This window comes from Rhodococcus chondri (assembly GCF_036327435.1).
GTDB lineage: Bacteria > Actinomycetota > Actinomycetes > Mycobacteriales > Mycobacteriaceae > Rhodococcus > Rhodococcus chondri.
On the sequence record NZ_JAUZMZ010000096.1, the window covers coordinates 1 to 18,537 of the forward strand.

Genomic DNA, 18,537 nt, shown 5'->3' on the forward strand with positions numbered 1-18,537 from the left:
ACGGTGCGCCGGGCACCGGCGGCGGGGGCACCGCGCGCGGCGACTCGCGCGCCACCTCGATCTCGAGCAGGTCGTACGGCAGGTCCAGCACCAGGGGGATCCGGGTGGCGGCCACCCGCGCGAGCGCCTCGGCGATATCCGTCCCCACCGCGTCGGCCCTGCGGACTCGGCGGTACTCGGCGCCGGTAAGGCGGGCGAACCCTTCGAGGTCGAAGTCCTGGAAATGGTCGCGCACGTCCGGTGTGCTGCCGGTCAGCAGCAGCACCGCGCTGCGCGAGCGCACCGCCTCCACCAGCGCGGTGGTGCAGTTCGTCACCGCCGGACCGTGCGTCACCGACGCGACACCGACCCCACCGCTCATGCGGGCGTAGCCGTCCGCCATCGACACCGCACCACCTTCGACCACGGCCGCGACGAACTCACCGCCGTGGTGTTCGACGAAGTCCCCGACATACGCGAGGTTGGCATCACCCATGAGCCCGAAGACAGTGCGGACGCCCAACTCGGAAAGTGATTGGGCTGCAAGCTGATAGATCTTCACAACGTGTTCCTTCGCGATCGGGGATGGGGCGGTCAGATGACGGGACTGAAGCCACCGTCGACGTGCACGGCCGTCCCCGTGAGGTAACCGGCCCGCGGTGAGAGCAAGAAGGCCGCGGTGTCACCGAATTCGTGGGGCTCACCCACCCGGCCGAGCGGGATCTTCATCCGGTCGGCGACCTTGGTCAGGTACTCCTCGACATCGCGGCCCGCCTCGACCGCCGGACGTATGATCTGCCCGCTGCGAATGATGCCGATGAGCATCGCGACCACCCGCACTCCGTCGGGACCGAACTCGTTGGCCAGCGCCTTGGTCAGGCTCAGACCCGCCGCCCGCAACGGGGAGCTGGGCATGCCGCCGCCGGCGCCCGGGGCACGCGCGCCCGTGCTGAGCACGTTGAGGATCACGCCCTTCGATTCCTTCAGGTGCGGCATCGCCGCGCGGCTCGCGCGCACCGCAGCGAGAAACTTCAGATCGAAGTCGTCGTGCCAGGCGTCGTCGGTGATCTGCTCGAACGCGCCGCCGCTGTGCACACCGGCGGAATTGACCAGGCCGTCGAGCCGACCCCACTGCGCATGTGTCTGTTCGACGAGAGCGTCGAGGTCGGCGGCGACCGTGACGTCGGCCCGCACTCCCACCGCCGAGCCGCCGCCGAGCGCGCCCAGCGACCGCACCGCGGCGTCGAGGCGCTCGGTGTTACGCCCGCAGATCGTCACGTCGGCGCCCTCGGTCACCAGAGACGACGCCGTCGCGAAGCCAAGACCATCCGATCCGCCCGTGACGAGGAAGGCTTTGCCGTTCAGGCCGAGATCCATGCTGCCTCCACAAACGCCTTAACTTAGTAAACTATGTGATCTGGGTTATAACACACTGTACGGGATCGACCACAGTCTACGGAGGCATCATGAAGGTACTGATCTACGGCGCGGGCGGGTTCCTCGGCTCCGCGCTCGTCCGGCGGTTCGTCGCAGGCGGGCATTCCGTGCGCGGCCTGGTTCGCAACGAAAGCGCCGCTACTGCACTCCGCCAGGCCGGTGCCGAGCCCGTGCTCGGCGACCTGCTCGCCGATCCCGACGGCACCGTCGCACACGCGAGCGAGGCCGACGTGGTCGTGTACGCCGCGCAGCTGTTGCTCGAACCCGAGCGGAAGACCGTCGAGGCCCTGATCGACACGCTCGCCGACTCGGGAAAGACACTGATCTTCACCTCCGGTACCGGTGTGCTCTCGCAGCGTACCGATGGAGAGTGGAGCGAAGACACGTTCGGCGAGGACGACGAGTTCGTCCGATCCAAGTACATCGGGGCCCGCGTCGACACCGAGGACCTCGTGCGCGCCGCGGATGCCCGCGGGGTACGCGGCATCGTCGTGCGGCCCTCGATGATCTGGGGCCATGGCCGCTCCCCCATGCTGGACGGTTTCCGCACGTCGATCGAGAAGACCGGCGCGGTCTGCTACATCGGTCGAGGCCTGAATCTGTACTCGAACGTGCACGTCGACGATGTCGCCGAGATCTATTATCTCGCGGCAGCGAAGGCCCCGGCCGGAGCGCTCTACCACGCGGTGTCGGGCGAAACGAACTTCCGCACCATCGCCGAGGCCCTCGCCCGACGGCACGGTGTCGCGGCCCGGAGTATCGATCTCGCCGAAGGCGTGGAGCTCTGGGGCACCTTCGCCGCACTGATCGTCTTCTCGACCTGCAGTCGCACGCGCGCGCCCCGCGCCCGGCGCGAACTCGGCTGGCAACCCCATCCCGACCGGCTCGAGGTGCTCGCCGAGACCGACGTTCCGACGAGCGCGATCTGACGGCCACCGCACCCGGCCCAGGGGGTCGGGTGCGGTGCCGGGTGCCGTATCGGACGTCAGTGACGTCCGCCGGCGACCACGAGCGTCTCGCCGGTGATGTAGGAGGACTCGTCGGACAGCAGGAACCGCACGACCGACGCGATCTCCTCGGGCGCCGCGCCGCGCCCCAGCGGGATCGTCTCGACCATCGCGGCCCGCTGCTCTGCCGTCACGGTCTCCGACTGCTCGGTCAGGACGAGACCGGGAGCCACGGCATTGACTCTGATGCCGTCCTTCGCGAACGCGAGCGAACATCCGCGCGTGAAGTTGTTCAGCGCGGCCTTCGTCGCGCCGTACGCGATCGTCGACGCGCTCGCCGAGACGCCGTTGATCGACGAAATATTGACGATTGCTCCGCCACCTGCGGCGATCATCTCGTCCTTGACTGCCCATGTCGTGAGGTAGGGCCCACCGGCATTGGTGCGGAACAGCAGATCCCACCGCGCGGGGGTGAGCTCGTCGACCTCGAGCAATCGCGAGTAGGCAGCATTGTTGACGAGAAATTGGACCGGCCCGCCGAATTCACGGCGCGCAGAGGCCACGAACTCCGTCACGGATTCGGGGTCGGCGACGTCCACCTGCACGGCGACGGCATCGCCGCCGCGGTCGCGGATGCCGGCGACCGTAGCCTCGGCCTCGCCGGCCCTGGAACGGTATCCCACCACCACGCGGGCGCCGGCGGCGGCGAGGTTCTCACAGATGGCACGACCGATGCCCCGGGCGCCACCCGTGACGACAGCGATTTTCCCGTCGAATCCCGTTGCAGGACTCACCGTTCGAGCGAATCGAAGTGCCGATCGGCAAGTACGCCCATCGCCGGACGCAGCGCCTGCGTCTCGCCGGCCACCTGACGCAGGAGCGTAGCCACCGTGGTCTCGATCGGTACTGTCCCCGCGAGGCACCGCTTCACCAGCTTGGTGGTGCCGGCCGCAACGGACGACGGCCGGAATTCGAGCACCGCTTCGAGATCGTCGAGATCACGCTGTTCGATCGGCTTCGACACGGACTCCGCTTCACGTAGGTACTTGAGGATTCTGGCCAGACCCTTGCTGCGCTGGATCACGAACGGATCCTCGCTGCGGGGCACGATGATCTGCCGAATCTGCTCGAGCGCGGCGCCGTAGAGCCAGTCCCGCTCGCCCGGCACCGACGGCACCGGATCGACGTCGGCGATCGCCACACCCACGACGTCGGCCAGGGCCTCGAGGAACAGCCTCCGGTGCAGCAGCCCGTACACGAGCCCATTGCCGACCTCGCCCAGCAGATCGGGCTCCGCACGCTTGCGGTGCCCGAGGATCACGATGCGCAGCTCGGCGAGCACCCGGTAGTAACGGACGCGGTCGAGATCGATGTCGGTTCCGGCCACCCGCGCATAGTCGTCGAACCGCTCCAGGAGATTCGTGAAGGGTTCCTGCACGGCGCGGACCGAGACCCACGCAAGATCGTCGTGTGGGTCACCGAGGTGTCCCAACTCGAGGTCGAGGACGGCGGTGACCTTGCCGTTCTCGTAGAGGAAGTTGCCCGGCCCGGTGTCACCTTGCACGATCACCACAGGCCCGGACACGTCCGGCACGTGGCTGCGTACCCAGTCGAGCCCGAGATCGATCAGCGGGTCGCTGGTCCCGGAGTCGCGGTAGATCTTCTCCCACGTATCGATCTCGCGGTGGACGAGCACGCGCAGATCCGCGTCGGGGTCCTGGTCCGGCAACCTGAGCCGGTGCGGATCCACACGATGCATCTCGGCGAGGATGCGCATGAAATCCGATGCGACGGACACTCGTTGGTCCTCGTCGTGCAGGCGGGAGAACCACGCCTGGCCGGACACGAGTTCGGACAGGATTGCCTGTTCGACCGGGTGCACACCCACGATGCTCGGGACGGGCACCGCCGTGCCGTCGAACGCGCGGAAGAATGCCGCCTCGCGATGCAGGGTGAAATCGTCACCCTTCTCCTCGGGGTCGAGTCGGTCGTAGCGCAGGAACAGCGGGCGAACCGCGCCGTCGGCGCCGCGCACTTCCACCACCCACGCTTCGCGCCGTCCGCCCCCCGGACGTCGGTCGGCCGAGATCACGGTCCCGTTCGCCGCGTCGCCGACCCAGTCCGTGAGCTCGGACGAAAGACCATTCGCTCCGAGTTCGGTCGTCTTCTCTGTCGCAGTCGCCATCGTTTCGTCCTGCCCTCGAGCGGTCACGTACACCGTAGCCCGCCGGATATGGTACAGATCACTTATATCACTTAGTGTTCTTCGAAGATATCGGTTGGCCAATTCCGGAAGGGTGTACATGACCGCGAACACCGCGACAGATCCCGACGCGCCGTTTCTCGTCGAGGACGACACCTATCACATGCTCAGCGACGACCCGCACGAAACCGAAACGACATGGTGGTCGTTCAACGTGCCCGAACGCCGGATCGGCGGGTGGCTCCATGCGGCGCGCCGGCCCAACCAGGGCACCGTCACCTGGCGCGTGTTCGCGTGGGATCCGCGCGGAGCCGACCCGGGCCGCCTCGCGTACTTCCGCAATTCGGGGCCGATACCGATGATCGAGAATCCCGACCTGCGCGACATCACCTTTCCCGCCGGTGGCTTCAGCGTCAAAGCGCTGAAGCCGACCATGGACTACCACGTCGCCTACTCCGACCCGGCCGCGAAATTCGCGATCGAATTCGAGCACCGCAGCGTGCACCCACCTCAGCGGTTCACACCCGGTGAGGCGCCCGCAATGTTCAACCCGCACTTCGATCAGCTCGGCCATCTCACCGGCGAACTCCTTCTCGACGGCGAGCGCATCGAGATCGACTGCCACTCGGTCCGGGACCGCACCTGGGGTCCGCGCGGCGGCGCTCACCTGCAGAGCCGCAAACCCGAACATGTGCGTGGCGAATACACGGTCCGCGAACCGGGCGGACCCTCGTGGCGACAGGTCGAACGGCAGCGCGGGCGCGGTCGCATCCAGTACATCTTCGGCCACGCCGGCGCCGAGACCGGCTTCCTCAGCTTCGTTCGCCCCCAGGACGGCGACGCCGCAGGATTCTCGCCGCTCAACGTCGGGTGGCTCCTGAAGGACGGCCGGTTCGAGCGCCTGGAGAAGACGCGTAGCCGCATGCGCAACTACCGCGACCCCCGTACCGGATGGAGCGCACACATGGAGGTACAGCTCGTCGACGTCACGGGTCGCACCATGGACGCCGAGGGTTTCGCCGTCAGCCACATGTGTGAACACGGCACCGGCGCCAACGCGCTGATGCGCTGGGAATTCGACGGAAAGGTCGGCTGGGGCGAAGACCAGGACGGCTGGAAACCCGACCACTTCGCCGAGCTCATGCGAGCCCTGCGCGACACGGGCCGAACAGGACACGGACACTAGCAAGAGAAGAGAACCGGAAAATGCCGATCCTGCCCCTCGCTGCCATGGCGACCGATCCGTCCTCGGTGCTACCGGTTCAATTGCGCTCTCGCGCGCGGTCGGAACCCGACCGGCCGTTCCTGCGCGAGGTGACGGGAGGAAGTACCACCTACGGCACGACGTGGGACGGCGTCTGCAACTGGGCCGAACACTTGAAAACCCTCGGTGTGGGGCCCGGCTCCCGTGTCACGACCCTGCTGCCACCCTCGATCGATGCGGTGATGATCTGGATCGCCCTCGGCTGCTTGGGTGCGGTGGAGGTACCGGTCAATCCCGACCTCAAGGGTGCGTTCCTCGAGCATGTCCTCGACGACGCCGCGCCGATGCTGTGCCTGGCGCGACCCGAATTCGCCGACCGCGTCCGGGACATCCGACCGGACCTGCCGGTTCGGGGCATCGAGCGGGGAGCGTGGGAAAACCTCGATGCGGCCGGCACCGATCTCGGGACCCTGCCCTCCCCGGGCGACCTCGCGTGCGTCATCTACACCTCCGGCAGTACGGGACCGGCCAAGGGAATGATGCTGGATTGGGCGCAGTTCGCCACCACCATCGATCGGATTCCCCTCGGGCCGGACGACGTGACCTATAACTGCCACCCGATGTTCCATGTGACCGGAAGGAGTCCGCTGATCACCATGTGCAGCACCGGTGGCAGCGTCGTCCTGCGCGAGAAGTTCTCGGCCAAGGCCACACTGGACGACGTGCGTGCGTTCGGATGCACCACAGGCACATTTCACGGCGCTCTCCTGCTGGCATTGCCGCCACGAGCCGATGACGCCGACAATCCCCTCGAGGCCGTCTTCGCCGGGCATAATGCCGCGCTCGCCGCCGAATTCGCGAAGCGATTCGCTGTGAAGTGTTACGACCTCTACGGTTCTACGGAAGTCGGCTTCCCTCTAGTTCTGAGCGACCCACCGGACCTCGAGCACACCTGGTGCGGACGCGTCCGCGACGGATACCGGGCACAGGTGGTCGACGAAATCGGGCAGCCGGTCGCCGACGGCGTACCGGGAGAACTCTGGGTTCGACCCGACGACCGGCTCATGATCATGATCGGTTACCTCAACCAGCCGGAGGCGACGGCACGGGCGCTGGACGGCGGTTGGTACCACTCGGACGATATCGTCATTCGACATCCCGACGGCAACTTCGAATTTCTCCATCGGGCCGGCGACACGATTCGGCGTATGGGCGAGAACATCTCGACCACGGCCGTCGAGGCAGTGATCGACGAGCATCCGCAACTCTCCGGATGCGCCGTGCTCGGCGTGCCCGATAATGTGGCGGGACACGAGGTTGTAGTCGTGGCGGAAGTGGTCGAGAACTCGGCCCTGGGCGAGCCGGCGTTGTACGAGTGGCTGACGAGCCGGCTCCCCAAGCACACGCTGCCGAGATACCTCGCCCTGACAGACGCCCTGCCGCGCACCCCCACCAACAAAGTTCTCAAGACCGGACTGCTCGATACCATCGATCTGGCCGAAGCGTGGAGTCCTCCGAGCCTCCGCCGCTGACTCGGAGGACTCCACACTGTTTGAAACCCGTTGATCAACTCAGCCGATGGGGAGATCTCCCAGGTTCCATGTGCCCTCAGTTCCCCGGGACCATCCCGACGCCGCCCACGTACCACCGTCTACGGGAAGGGTCGCGCCCGAGATGTACGAGGCGAGGGGCGAGCACAGGAAGGCAACGGCCGTACCGCATTCGGAGATGTGACCCTCGCGCCCGAGGGGAATGTACCGGTCCATTGCGTCCTGAAGTTCCGGCTCGCGGACGAGGAAGGCCGCTTCGTCGATCGGGCCGGTGCGCTGCCCGTGGTTTCCGGGCGTCACGGTCTGGTCGGGCGTGATCGCATTGACGCGGATTCCGTCCGTGGCAAGTTCGAGTGCCATCGTGCGTGTGAAGCTGAGCATGCCCGCTTTGCACGCGGCGTACACCGCGAAGTTCGGTGCGGCGCGGGTTCCCTCGATGCTGCTGACGTTGACGATCGAACCCCCTTGTGCGCCCCGCCGCATGAGAGGGACAGCGGCGGAGGTAGCGGCGAGCATGCTGACGAGATTGATGTCGATGTGTCGCCGCCAACTGCGTTCACTCTGGTCGACGAACGCGCCGCCGCGCACACCTCCGGCGTTGTTGACCAGGATGTCGAGGCGACCGAATTCGCTGTCCGCGCGCTCGACTGCGCTACGCACCTGGTCGGTGTCCATGACGTCGGCCTGCACCGCGACAACCTTGCGATCGCGCGTGCGAATGAGCTCGGCGGTCTGTTCTGCGCGCTGTGGATCGATTTCGGCGAGGACGATGTCTGCGCCGGCCTCGGCGAGCGACAGCGCAATCCCCCGCCCGATCCCGCCGCCGCCGCCCGTCACCAGCGCGACCTGTCCTGTCAGATCTACCGTCATACCAGCCATGTGCACCACTTCCCTTCCAACGGCACGCGCCGCCCGCCGGTTTCGGCAGGCGGCGCGTTCTCCGTGCTTCTCTGTCATTCGGTGACCGTGAGGTACCTCAGGTCGTAGGGACCCCATGTGGTCGCGTAGTCCATCTCGGTACTGAAGTTGCCGACCTTGTCGCTCATCACCCACGGGTAGGTGACCCAGACGACCGGAACTCCCCACGCCTCCTCGGTGAGGTACTTGTTGAGCTCGACCTTGCTTGCCGTGCGATCGTCCTCGGTGCGCCGAGAATCTGTCACCGCAGCGATCAATGCGTCATATTCGGGGGTCGTGCCCGCAGGGTTCTGGGTCGGCCCGATACGTGTATTGAGTCCGGCCGCGAAACTGATACCGGCAGAGGAGAACCCGATCAGCAGTGGATAACGCCCGGACGCGAATTGGGTGTACACCTCGACACCGTCGAGCACACGGGGCTCGAACCGAATTCCTGCGGCTGCGAACTGCTCCTGCACGACATCGACCATGCCGGGTGTCGTCGCCGACGACACTGCAATTTCACCGAGATCGATTCCGTTCGGATGACCCGCCTCCGTGAGGAGCGCCTTGGCCTTTTCCGGATCGTACGGGTAGATGTCCTCGAGACTCTCGTCGAACCCTGCGAGTCCCTCAGGGACGAATTGCCAGCGCACGCGGGAACCGGGATACAGTGCCTCTGTGATCGTCTCCCGGTCGAGCGCGTGGTTGAGCGCCTGGCGCACCCGCAGGTCCTCGAGAGGCTTCACATTGCGGTTGATGGCGATCTCCATACCGACACCGTGCTCGACGGGAACGGTGACGAGTCCGTCACGACCCTCGACAGCTGCCACGTTGCCGGGCTGGAACTGGCCGATATCGATCTGACCGCCGGCGACGGCGTTGGTGAACGCCTGGAAATCGGGGATACCCGTGTGTTCGATGCGGGCAGGCTTGGCCGAGTCGGCGTCCCAGTAGTCGTCCCGGTCGCGCACCAGCACAAGTTTCTCGCCGGGCGCCCATGACTCGATGCTGTATGCACCGGATCCGTCGGCTGTCGTGCTGGGATCACCGCTTTCGAACAGTGGCGGGTTCATGATGAGCCCGGCCACTCCGGCAAGCAGGTACGGCAGCTGATCGGTGGGCTTACCCAACGCGATGGTGACCTCGTAGGGTCCTGTCGCGGTCACCTCGGAGATCGCCGACAACGAACGTTTGACCACCGGCGACTCGAGGGTGCGCGCACGTTCGAGATTTGCCTTCACCACTGCTGCATCGAGCGGTGTGCCGTCCCGGAAGGATGCATCCTCGCGGAGCGTGAGTACGAGCCGGCTGCCGTCATCGTTGTAGGCCCAGTCGGTGACCAGCATGCCGTGGGGTTTGCCCTCGTAGTCCACGGTGAACAGCCGGTCGTAGATATTGTTGAGCCCGAAACGGAACGACGCGAGGTCGGAAGTCGCCATATGCGGGTCGAGCGTGGTTACCGCCTGGGTCCACCCCACAGAGAGGGTCGCGTTGGTGTCGACCTCCCCCTGGCCGGCACTGGCGGAGGAATCGGAGCTGCCACATGAGGAAACCAGTGCGGCGACAGCCACACACGCCACCGTGGTGACTGCCCAACGACTTCGGAACATGAAAAGTCCTTTCGCGGATCGGGTTCGAACCGAATTATGCGGAAGCTTGCTCGGTATCAAGCTTTTTCATCGCTACGAGAAGAAACTCGGCCGAACCGTCGACGACGACGGCGCCGTCCGAATCGGTCAGTTCGAGGCCGAGTTCGACGCAGGCATCGTTTCCGCTGCCTCGGACCTCACGGACCACGACGTGCGCAGTAAGCACCTCTCCGCGATACACGACCTTGCGGAATCGGGTCCGGAACTGCCGCACCGTCCGGGTACCGAAGAGCTCGGTGCAATACGCGGCAAGGTATCCGGCACCGAGCATGCCGACGCTGAATGCCGCAGGATAGCCTGCAGCACGGGCCATCTCGTCGTCGTGGTGCATCGGGTTCAAGTCGCCGCTCGCACCCTGGTAGCGCACGATGTCGGTCATCGTGATGGGTCCGAACTCACGAGGGGCAAACTCGAACCCCGGCTCGATGTCGATGCCCGACGTAATCATGCCGGCACCTCCACCGCGGCGAGAAACGCAGAGGTGTAATGGCATTCCGCCCTGAGTTGTCCGGCACAATCGGTGAACGTCACGGTAAATCGCACCAGCGCCATGGAACCCGACTTTCCCTTCTTCTGCTCGACCGAATCCAGACGCAATCCGGTCGTGACGGTTTCTCCGGCATGCAGAAGCTCACCGTGGAACTCGTATTCCTGCTCGAGAGAGAGCAATCTGCGGACATCCGGCACCACTCCGATTGCCTCGCACCCGGCTCGGGTTTCGGGGAGATCGAAGATCCGCGACAGGTCGTCCCAGAACACCACCGTCGACAAGAATGTGGGCGGCACCGGAGCAGAGGTGTCGTCCATGTAGTCGGCGTGGACAGCTCCGGTCGCCAATGCGTATTCACGAATCTTGCCGCGTTCGATCGGCATTTCGGCCATGACGGACCCTATCCCCCGACTCGGGCGACGGGCGCCGGACGGAACGTCCGCATGCTCGGATGTGCGGCCGGAATGGCCGACAGCAGCGTCCGGCTGTATTCGTGTGCGGGATCGGCGAACAGCGTTGCCGCGTCGTTGCACTCGATGATCTCACCGCGCTTCATCACCGCGATGCGATCGGCGATGACCCGCACGAGAGACATGTCGTGCGAAATGAACAGGTACGCGAGATTGCGTTCGGCCTGCAGTTCACGCAGCAGGTTGATGACATGCGATCGGATGGACATGTCCAGAGCCGCAACCGGCTCGTCGCACACGATGATCTCCGGATCGGTCACCAGTGCTCGGGCGATTGCGACACGCTGGAGCTGGCCGCCCGACATCTCGTAGGGGTAGCGCTCGAGGTGGTGCGCGGTCAGGCCGACACGATCGAGCAGCGCGGCCACGCGCTTGTCGCGATCGGAAGCGCTGTAACCGCCCTGCGAGAGCATTGGCTCGGCGATCGAATACTTGATCTGGGCACGAGGATCGAGCGATTTGAACGGATCCTGGAAGATCATCGTCGCCAGGCCCCGAACCTTGCGCAGCTCGGACCGTCCCATGGCGGTGATGTCGTTGCCGAGCACTTTGATCGATCCCGAGTCCGGCTCGATCAGCCGCAGCGCCAGGCGCCCCACAGTGGACTTGCCGGCACCGGATTCACCGACGAGCGCGAGCGTCTCGCCGCGTCGTACTTCGAGGCCGACTCCGCGCACGGCATCCACTGTTTCGGTCACACGGCCGAGCAGATTCCGCTTGGCCGGATACGATTTCGTCAGACCCTCGATAGCGAGGGCTACATCGCCGGCGGTCTTCCGGAGATCGGTACGGACGTCGGTCGCGGTCGTGTCACTCATAGAAAGCGTCCTCCAGCGAGATCTCGTCGGTGCGGATGCAGCGCGCGAGATGGTCGGTTCCGACGGTCGACAACGGGATGAACCCAGTGGTGCACTCGTCCCGGGCATAGGGGCAGCGTGGCGCGAACCGGCACGAATCGACGAACTCGTGCGGGGGCGGCACACGGCCGGGGATCACGCCCATCTTCTCGGCATGCCGCACCGGATCGGGCATGGCATGCAGCAGCCCGGCGGTGTAGGGGTGGCGCGGATTGTCGAAGAGTTCGACGATGGGTGCGTCCTCGACGATCCGGCCCGCGTACATCACCGCCGCGCGGTCGCACACCTCCGCGACGACACTCAGATCGTGGGTGATGAGCAGGACGCCGAGTCCGAGCTCGAGCTGCAGTTCGTAGATCAGGGCGAGCACCTGCCGCTGCACGGTCACATCCAGGGCGGTGGTGGGCTCGTCGGCGATGAGAACGTCCGGATCACACGACAGTGCCATCGCGAGCATGACGCGCTGGCACATACCACCGCTGAACTCGTGGGGATACGCGTGCGCGCGCTTCGCCGGTTCCGGAATGCCGACCCGGTCGAACAGTTCGACGGCGCGGGCCCACGCGTCCTTCCGTGAGCACTTGCGGTGCCGGCGGACGGCCTCGGCGACCTGATCGCCGACGGTGAAGGCGGGGTTGAGGCTGCGCCGCGGCTCCTGGAAGATCATCGCGACCTCGGCGCCGCGGACGTTGTCGAGTTGCTTCTCCGACAGTGTGTTCAGGTCGCGGTCGTTGACGACGACGGAGCCGGAGATACGTGCATTACGGGCCAGCAGGCGCATGATCGCGAGCGAGGTAACCGTCTTGCCGGAGCCGGATTCGCCGACCAATCCGACGGTTTCGCCCTTGCGGACACTGAGCGAGACGTTGTCGACGATCCGGGTCCATCCATGGTCGGGTGTGTTGAAATCGACGCACAGATCCTCGACCCGCAGGACCGTGTCCTGTTCGAGTACCTTCTCGGTGGTGATGGTCATGCCTTGCTCCCGCCTTGGCTGCCGACTGCGTCCCGCAGGCTGTCGCCGAACAGCGACAACATCAGGATGGAAACAACGATCATCACGCTGGAGGGAATGATGGTCCAGCCGTTGATCGCAAGATTGTCGAATCCTTCTTTGACCATCGAGCCCCAGCTCGCTGTCGGAGGTTGCACACCGAGGCCCAGGAAGCTCAAACCGGATTCTGCGACGATCGCGACAGACGCACCGAAGGAGATCTGGATAAGCAAGGGCGAGACGATGTTCGGTGCCACATGGCGCGCCATGATCCGGATCGGACCGGCGCCGCCCGAACGGGCGGCTTCCACGTAGTCCTCGTTGATGATCTCCCGGGTGCTGATGCGCACGAGCCGGAAGAACCGAGGGGCAAGGAGCACGCCGATCGCGATCATCGCGTTCGTCAGGCTCGGTCCGAGAGCTCCCACGATTGCCACTGCGAAGAGCAGCGGTGGAAGCGACAGCAGTACGTCGGACACTCGGCTGGTGAAGGAGTCGAGCACACCACCGAGGTAACCGGCCATCAGGCCGAGGCTGGCGCCTACGACGATGCCGATGCCCACTGCGAGCGCGGCCGCAGCCAAGTCGACACCGGTAGCGACCATGAGCCGGCTCAGGATGTCGCGTCCCACGGCGTCGGTGCCGAGCCAGTACTCGGCACTGGGGCTTTCGAGTCGGTTCAGCAGACTCTGGGCCGAGGGGTCCTTCGGCGTCCAGAACTGTGCCAGAACACCGATGAACACGAAGAACATCAGTCCGACAAGGCAGAACATGCCGAGACGATCCTGTTTGAGCCGCTTCATCGTCCGGCCGGGCGTGTACGAGAACCGTTTCTTGACGCTTTGCGCGTCCGTCACTGTGGTGGTCATTTGTTTCGGATCCTCGGGTTGAGATAGCCGTACGAGATGTCGACGAGCAGGGTGACGAACAGGACGATCACGCCACTGACGAGCACGACGCCCTGCATGGTCGGGATGTCACGGTTGATGACTGCGGTGACGCCGAGCTGACCGAATCCCTGGATGTTGAAGATCGCCTCGATGATTACGGCGGCGCCAACGACGCGGCCGACGTTGAGACCGAGCATGGTGATGTAGGGAACCGAAGCGTTCTTCGCCGCATGCTTGCAGACCAGCGCCATCTTGCTCAGTCCCTTGGCGCGCGCGGTGCGGATGTAGTCCTGCTCCAGGGCTTCGATCATGGAGCCACGCGCCTGTCGCGAGAGTTCGGCGAGGCTGATGGTGGCGATGGCAATCGCGGGCAAGGTGGCGTACATCAGCCATTCACCCACTCCGTCGCTCATCGGTGCGTACCCGGTGGGCGGGAAGATCTGCAGACCGCCGAGGGCGAACCACTTGACGAGGATCGCGGCGAGCACGAACGGCGGAACAGCGAGCAGAAACACCGAGGTGCCGGTAAGGAGCCGATCGAACAGACTGTCGCGCTTGACTGCGGCGAGGATGCCGAGCGGGATGCTCAGGATGACGACCATCAACATCGCGAACAGACCGATGGACAGCGTCCTCGGGAGCCGGCGGGCGATGACGTCGGTGACGGCTTCGTTGGTGGCGAACGACGTACCGAGGTCGCCCTGCAGTGCGTTCCACACGTAGGACAGGTATTGCTGCCACACGGGCTGGTCGAGTCCGAGCCGTTGACGGACCGCTTCGATCGCTTCGGGCGAGGCGTCGGCGCCGGCGATGATCGCCGCGGGATCGCCCGGCGCGATTTCGACGAGCAGAAACACGATGACCGTCAGGATCAGGAGCATCGGCACGACCGTCAGTAGTCGTGATGCCATGAACCGCAACATGGAAAACCCTTCGTTCGGCTGGGCGTGCGGTGTGGACGCGCCCGGCGTTCGAGCAAAAGTGGGAACTCGACCTGGCTTGAAAATGGGGTGCACGCCGCGGTCTCGCTCTATTGTGAGGCGCGCCACTTCGCTTGTCAACACTACTTAGTTAACTAAGTGCACCTGTGCTTGAGCGGCAAAAAACGGTGCCGCGAACACCTGGGTGTCCGCGGCACCGGCTGCAGATTCGTCGAATTATTCTGTGGCACCCGAGCGCACGTACTCAGGCCCGCGTTCACGCATCGGTTCAGTCCGTCACAGGCCGGAAGACCGGCAGCTTCCAACCCTCGGTGATCGGCGAGAAGCGCACCTCGACGTCCATACCGATCTTCACCTCGTCGGGATCGATGTCGACGACGTTCGTCACCAGACGGGCCGGTTCTGCACCCTCCAGGTCGATCACCGCACCGACGACTGTGATGTCGGGCAGGCCCGGGAAGCCGTGCACCACCGCGAAGCTGTACACCGTGCCGCGCCCGGACAGTTCCGGCCAATTCTTCTCCGTGGACTGGCATTCGGGGCAGAACGGCGTGGGGGGCATCCGGAAGTGCCCGCAGTCTGCGCACTGGCACGCGACGAGTCGCTCTTCCTTGGCGGCCTGCCAGAAGGGCTCGGTGTGCGGATCGGTCGTGATCTGGACGGTATCGCCGGGCAGCGGCGTTGCCACGATGTCGCTCATGCCGCACGTCCCAGGATCATGCCGCTGACGGGCAGCGACGCGGGGCCACCGGTCGCAAGCGCGAACTCGGCATCCTTGACCTGGTTGATCGCAGTGCCTCGCATCTGCTCCACCGCCTCCATGATGTGTGTCATTCCGATGATGTAGGCCTCGGACAGCTGACCACCGTGGGTGTTCACCGGGATCGAACCGCCGTCGTAGCGGATGGCGCCACTCTCGACAAATGCGCCACCCTCGCCGCGCTCGCAGAACCCATAGTCCTCGAGCTGCATGAGAACCATCGGTGTGAAGTGGTCGTAGAGCAGCGCGACGTCGATGTCCTTGGCGGACAGGCCCGACTGCTCGTACAGGCGCTTCGCGATCGGCGCATTGCCGGCCGACGCGAAGTACTCGTCGGGCATGCCGTACCACGCGAACGCGCGGCCCCACTCCCGTCGCCCGCCGTGCGCGACCGCCACAACCGGCACCGGCTTCTGGCGCAGGTCTTTCGCGCGCTCGCTGCTCGTGGTGATCACGGCGACCGCTCCCTCGGTTTCGAGGCAGAAGTCGTACAGGCACAACGGGTCTGCGATCATGCGGCCGTTGAAGTAGTCCTCCTTGGTGAGGGGCTTCTTCTGGATCGCCTTGGGACGGTTGAGCGCGTTCTGCCGCTCGGAGATCGCGATCTCGGCGAACGCATCGCGCGTGGTGCCGTACTGGTGCATGTGACGACGCGCGAGCACCGACATCAGATGCCCGGGGCCGGCGAGGCCCGAAGGCTGCAGGAACGAGTTGGTCGGGTTCGGCGCCGACGCTGCGAACACCGTTCCCAGACGCTGCTGATCCTGCTGCAGCGCCATGACGGTGACCACCATCGTCGCGTCACCGGCGGTGATCGCGGCGCGCGCCAGGCCGATCGCCCCTGCGGAGCCGCCACCACCCGAGGTCAGTGATGCCGTGAAGGTGACCTCGGGAATACCGAGGGTCTCCATGAAGTCGGCGGTATCCATCTTCTGCCCGTACCCGGCGCCTGCGCCGGAGTAGTAGGCGAAACCGTCGATTTCTTTCACCGAGATGCCCGCATCCTCGCAGGCCGCGAGGATTGCCTTACCGGCAAGTTCCGTAATCGTCTGGGGCGCGGATCCTCCACGCTTGTAATAGGGGGTGGCGCCGACACCGACAATGGCGACATCCCGCAGTCCGTTACTCAAGACAGCTTCTCCGTTCGATAATTCCGGTCGGCCGAGGAACCAGTGGCGAACACCCGACGGTGCCCGAGTGGAACCCGTACCGGCTTCACGCGCATGTCATCGTGAAATGCACTGAATGACATGTATCACATAGTAAGCTATGAACGGCCAGTACTCCAGTGTCAGCCGATATTCGACCTGTGACTGACCGCATCGACCGTGTCCTCGAGCGAGCCCACTGGACTCTCTCACCCCGTTCCCGGAGGTAACCGTGGCCGAAGAATCGTTCGCAGCGATTTTCGACTCGCTCGACGCCACATCGTCGCGCCCCATCCGCACTCCCAAGACCGCAGAACTGGTCGCATTGAAGCTGCGGCGCATGATCGTCGACGGTGAACTGGCAGACGGTGACCGGTTGCCGCACGAGGCCGAGCTCATGGAGCACTTCTCCGTGAGCCGGCCGACATTGCGCGAGGCGGTACGCGTACTCGAAGCCGAGCGGCTCGTCGAAGTGCGCCGCGGTTCGCGCTCGGGTGCCCGGGTGTGTGTGCCCGGCCCCGAAATTGTCGCCCGGCCGGCGTCGCTACTACTCGAATTGTCCGGTGCCACGGTTGCCGACGTGCTCGTTGCCCGGGAGGCTCTCGAACCCCACGCGGCACGCCTGCTCGCTCTGACAGGAACCGACAGCGACTTCGACGAACTCGAGCGCATGGTCGACGAGGACATTCCGGCGTCGTACATCGCGAACGAACTTTCCGAGGGCGCCGCGGCATTCCACCTGCGACTGGTTCAGTTGTGCGGCAACGCCACTCTCGCATTGCTCGCCGGCATGATGCACGAGATCTTCGAACGGCACGTCGAGGCTGTGACAGCACGGAAGAGCCTCGAGGACCACGAAAAGTACGAGGGAAGTTACCTGTTGCTGATCCGGTCGTGCCGTCGCCTGATCAAGCTCCTGCGCGCGGGCGACGCCGACGCCGCCCACGACCACTGGCAGCAGCACATGACGGTGTCGCGGGGCTCCCTCCTCATCGGCCACGAATCGACCCAGGTTCGTGACGTTCTGGACTGACGGTTGTCCATCTCGCCGAAACGCCCGGTCACCCTCGCTATGCGACGGTGACCGGGCGTAAGAGCCTCGCGCTCAGGATTTTCCGAGTAACCGGTGGGTGAGTTCACGGAACTCGGATGAACAGAGCAGGTGCCCCTGTCGCGCACCGGCCTCGTCGAAGTTCCCCTCGGCCGGCCAGGCCGCCTTCCGGGCGAGCGCAGCATAGTCACCGAGCACACGGCGATCGATGTACGACAACGCGTCGACGCGGGCGAGCGCGGCAGACAACGCGTCCGGGTCACCGGCTTCGGCCAAGCCCAGTTCTACGGCACGGCTCGCAGTGATCCGTTCCTGTTCGGCGAGCAACCGCCACAGCAGGTCCGGCGCGATGCGGTGCAGTAGAGCTACACCTCCGGTCCCCGCGATCAGGCCGGCCCGCGCCCAGCCCTGCATGAGAAATCCCTCGGGACCGACGAATCGCATGTCGCACGCAAGCGCCAGATCCATCCCCAGGCCGACGGCCGCCCCGTCCACCGCCGCGATCGTCGGGATCGGACAGTCGCGCAGTGCGCGCACCATCCCCTGCACACGGCGATAGATGGTGTGGTGGATCTCCTCCGGCGTCAGCGTGCGGCCGAGTTCCGCGAAGTACGGCAGGTCGCCGCCCGCGGAGAACGTACCCTCACCGGTCAGGACCAAGGCCTTGGCCTCGGGCTCGGATCCGGCCGCGGTGATGGCGTCGGACACGATGTCGGCGTCATCCGCAGACAGGGCGTTGCGCTTGTCCGTCCAGCGCAAGGTGACGATCACTGCGCCGTCACGGAGTTCGGTGGTTACCGGCATGTCGTCCTCATTCGTACTGATTGCGTACCGAGTGGCAGGTACTGAAATGGGGAAACCCGCCGGGGCGGTGTGAAGGACGCGCCCCGGCGGGTTCGATCAGGTGGAGCGATCAGGCCTGCGCGGCGCGTCGCTTCTCCGCACGCAGCTCGCCGCTGCGCTTGAGCATCTGCGCGGCGACACGCTCGAACTCGACCGGCGCTGTCGTCAGAACTGCCTGGGCGGGTTCCCGGCTCTGCAGCGCGAGCGTCGCGGTGGCCGGGCAG

19 protein-coding genes are annotated in these 18,537 nt (G+C 65.4%); 4 read left to right on the forward strand and 15 right to left on the reverse strand.

From position 1 onward, the window contains the following. Together Q8814_RS16625 and Q8814_RS16630 are read right to left on the reverse strand one after the other, a co-directional pair. Positions 1-541 (reverse strand): thiamine pyrophosphate-binding protein (locus Q8814_RS16625; RefSeq protein WP_330153117.1); only part of this gene is annotated, 541 nt, incomplete at its 3' end. Positions 542-573: 32 nt separating this feature from the next. Continuing rightward, positions 574-1,356 (reverse strand): SDR family NAD(P)-dependent oxidoreductase, encoded by a 783-nt coding sequence (locus Q8814_RS16630; protein ID WP_330153118.1) that lies wholly within the window; start codon positions 1,354-1,356, stop codon positions 574-576. 89 nt (positions 1,357-1,445) lie between these two features. Between Q8814_RS16630 and Q8814_RS16635 the strand changes: the two genes are divergently transcribed. Beyond that, entirely contained in the window at positions 1,446-2,345 is a 900-nt protein-coding gene (locus Q8814_RS16635) for an NAD-dependent epimerase/dehydratase family protein (RefSeq protein WP_330153119.1), read from the forward strand. Positions 2,346-2,401: 56 nt separating this feature from the next. Here the strand turns inward: Q8814_RS16635 and Q8814_RS16640 are convergent, their stop codons facing one another. After that, complete coding sequence (locus Q8814_RS16640) at positions 2,402-3,157, reverse strand: SDR family NAD(P)-dependent oxidoreductase (protein WP_330153120.1); 756 nt, start codon at positions 3,155-3,157, stop codon at positions 2,402-2,404. After that, positions 3,154-4,548, reverse strand: coding sequence for a phosphotransferase family protein (locus Q8814_RS16645; protein WP_330153121.1), 1,395 nt, complete (start codon positions 4,546-4,548; stop codon positions 3,154-3,156). The genes Q8814_RS16640 and Q8814_RS16645 overlap by 4 nt, the downstream gene beginning before the upstream one ends. Positions 4,549-4,666: 118 nt before the next feature. Here Q8814_RS16645 and Q8814_RS16650 point away from each other — a divergent pair, with 118 nt between their 5' ends. Beyond that, positions 4,667-5,752: a DUF7065 domain-containing protein gene (locus Q8814_RS16650; protein WP_330153122.1), complete on the forward strand. Its 1,086-nt coding sequence runs from the start codon at positions 4,667-4,669 to the stop codon at positions 5,750-5,752. Between the two features lie 20 nt (positions 5,753-5,772). After that, positions 5,773-7,302, forward strand: coding sequence for an AMP-binding protein (locus tag Q8814_RS16655; RefSeq protein WP_330153123.1), 1,530 nt, complete (start codon positions 5,773-5,775; stop codon positions 7,300-7,302). Positions 7,303-7,341: 39 nt separating this feature from the next. Here Q8814_RS16655 and Q8814_RS16660 read toward each other — a convergent pair whose 3' ends face one another. The 10 genes from Q8814_RS16660 to Q8814_RS16705 form a co-directional block, all read right to left on the reverse strand. Next, a complete protein-coding gene (locus Q8814_RS16660; protein WP_330153124.1) occupies positions 7,342-8,199 on the reverse strand; it encodes an SDR family NAD(P)-dependent oxidoreductase in 858 nt (285 codons plus the stop codon). A 74-nt stretch (positions 8,200-8,273) separates the two neighbouring features. Beyond that, complete coding sequence (locus tag Q8814_RS16665; RefSeq protein WP_330153125.1) at positions 8,274-9,830, reverse strand: ABC transporter substrate-binding protein; 1,557 nt, start codon at positions 9,828-9,830, stop codon at positions 8,274-8,276. Positions 9,831-9,864: 34 nt separating this feature from the next. Next, positions 9,865-10,317: a MaoC family dehydratase gene (locus Q8814_RS16670; RefSeq protein ID WP_330153126.1), complete on the reverse strand. Its 453-nt coding sequence runs from the start codon at positions 10,315-10,317 to the stop codon at positions 9,865-9,867. Then, positions 10,314-10,751: an FAS1-like dehydratase domain-containing protein gene (locus Q8814_RS16675; protein WP_330153127.1), complete on the reverse strand. Its 438-nt coding sequence runs from the start codon at positions 10,749-10,751 to the stop codon at positions 10,314-10,316. The genes Q8814_RS16670 and Q8814_RS16675 overlap by 4 nt, the downstream gene beginning before the upstream one ends. Before the next feature lie 8 nt (positions 10,752-10,759). Then, positions 10,760-11,647 carry an ATP-binding cassette domain-containing protein gene (locus Q8814_RS16680; RefSeq protein ID WP_330153128.1) on the reverse strand — a complete coding sequence of 296 codons (888 nt, stop codon included), beginning with the start codon at positions 11,645-11,647 and terminating at the stop codon, positions 10,760-10,762. Then, a complete protein-coding gene (locus Q8814_RS16685; RefSeq protein ID WP_330153129.1) occupies positions 11,640-12,662 on the reverse strand; it encodes an ABC transporter ATP-binding protein in 1,023 nt (340 codons plus the stop codon). The genes Q8814_RS16680 and Q8814_RS16685 overlap by 8 nt, the downstream gene beginning before the upstream one ends. Beyond that, positions 12,659-13,549, reverse strand: coding sequence for an ABC transporter permease (locus Q8814_RS16690; protein ID WP_330153130.1), 891 nt, complete (start codon positions 13,547-13,549; stop codon positions 12,659-12,661). Before Q8814_RS16690 ends, Q8814_RS16685 begins: the two co-directional genes overlap by 4 nt. Then, complete coding sequence (locus Q8814_RS16695) at positions 13,546-14,481, reverse strand: ABC transporter permease (protein WP_330153131.1); 936 nt, start codon at positions 14,479-14,481, stop codon at positions 13,546-13,548. Before Q8814_RS16695 ends, Q8814_RS16690 begins: the two co-directional genes overlap by 4 nt. A 298-nt stretch (positions 14,482-14,779) precedes the next feature. Further along, positions 14,780-15,211, reverse strand: coding sequence for a Zn-ribbon domain-containing OB-fold protein (locus Q8814_RS16700; RefSeq protein ID WP_330153132.1), 432 nt, complete (start codon positions 15,209-15,211; stop codon positions 14,780-14,782). After that, positions 15,208-16,401 carry a thiolase C-terminal domain-containing protein gene (locus Q8814_RS16705; RefSeq protein WP_330153133.1) on the reverse strand — a complete coding sequence of 398 codons (1,194 nt, stop codon included), beginning with the start codon at positions 16,399-16,401 and terminating at the stop codon, positions 15,208-15,210. Before Q8814_RS16705 ends, Q8814_RS16700 begins: the two co-directional genes overlap by 4 nt. Before the next feature lie 250 nt (positions 16,402-16,651). Here Q8814_RS16705 and Q8814_RS16710 point away from each other — a divergent pair, with 250 nt between their 5' ends. Continuing rightward, positions 16,652-17,452, forward strand: a complete 801-nt coding sequence (locus Q8814_RS16710) for a FadR/GntR family transcriptional regulator (protein WP_330153134.1) — start codon at positions 16,652-16,654, stop codon at positions 17,450-17,452. Positions 17,453-17,524: 72 nt separating this feature from the next. Here the strand turns inward: Q8814_RS16710 and Q8814_RS16715 are convergent, their stop codons facing one another. After that, on the reverse strand, positions 17,525-18,274 hold the full coding sequence (locus Q8814_RS16715) for an enoyl-CoA hydratase/isomerase family protein (RefSeq protein WP_330153135.1): 750 nt from the start codon (positions 18,272-18,274) through the stop codon (positions 17,525-17,527). Positions 18,275-18,537: the final 263 nt, after the last annotated feature.

Coding starts and splice junctions, on each gene's coding strand:
- Q8814_RS16630 (WP_330153118.1), bottom strand. CDS start 1,356: ATGGATCTCGGCCTGAACGGCAAAGCCTTCCTCGTCACGGGCGGATCG.
- Q8814_RS16635 (WP_330153119.1), top strand. CDS start 1,446: ATGAAGGTACTGATCTACGGCGCGGGCGGGTTCCTCGGCTCCGCGCTC.
- Q8814_RS16645 (WP_330153121.1), bottom strand. CDS start 4,548: ATGGCGACTGCGACAGAGAAGACGACCGAACTCGGAGCGAATGGTCTT.
- Q8814_RS16650 (WP_330153122.1), top strand. CDS start 4,667: ATGACCGCGAACACCGCGACAGATCCCGACGCGCCGTTTCTCGTCGAG.
- Q8814_RS16655 (WP_330153123.1), top strand. CDS start 5,773: ATGCCGATCCTGCCCCTCGCTGCCATGGCGACCGATCCGTCCTCGGTG.
- Q8814_RS16660 (WP_330153124.1), bottom strand. CDS start 8,199: ATGGCTGGTATGACGGTAGATCTGACAGGACAGGTCGCGCTGGTGACG.
- Q8814_RS16665 (WP_330153125.1), bottom strand. CDS start 9,830: ATGTTCCGAAGTCGTTGGGCAGTCACCACGGTGGCGTGTGTGGCTGTC.
- Q8814_RS16670 (WP_330153126.1), bottom strand. CDS start 10,317: ATGATTACGTCGGGCATCGACATCGAGCCGGGGTTCGAGTTTGCCCCT.
- Q8814_RS16675 (WP_330153127.1), bottom strand. CDS start 10,751: ATGGCCGAAATGCCGATCGAACGCGGCAAGATTCGTGAATACGCATTG.
- Q8814_RS16680 (WP_330153128.1), bottom strand. CDS start 11,647: ATGAGTGACACGACCGCGACCGACGTCCGTACCGATCTCCGGAAGACC.
- Q8814_RS16685 (WP_330153129.1), bottom strand. CDS start 12,662: ATGACCATCACCACCGAGAAGGTACTCGAACAGGACACGGTCCTGCGG.
- Q8814_RS16690 (WP_330153130.1), bottom strand. CDS start 13,549: ATGACCACCACAGTGACGGACGCGCAAAGCGTCAAGAAACGGTTCTCG.
- Q8814_RS16695 (WP_330153131.1), bottom strand. CDS start 14,481: ATGGCATCACGACTACTGACGGTCGTGCCGATGCTCCTGATCCTGACG.
- Q8814_RS16700 (WP_330153132.1), bottom strand. CDS start 15,211: ATGAGCGACATCGTGGCAACGCCGCTGCCCGGCGATACCGTCCAGATC.
- Q8814_RS16715 (WP_330153135.1), bottom strand. CDS start 18,274: ATGCCGGTAACCACCGAACTCCGTGACGGCGCAGTGATCGTCACCTTG.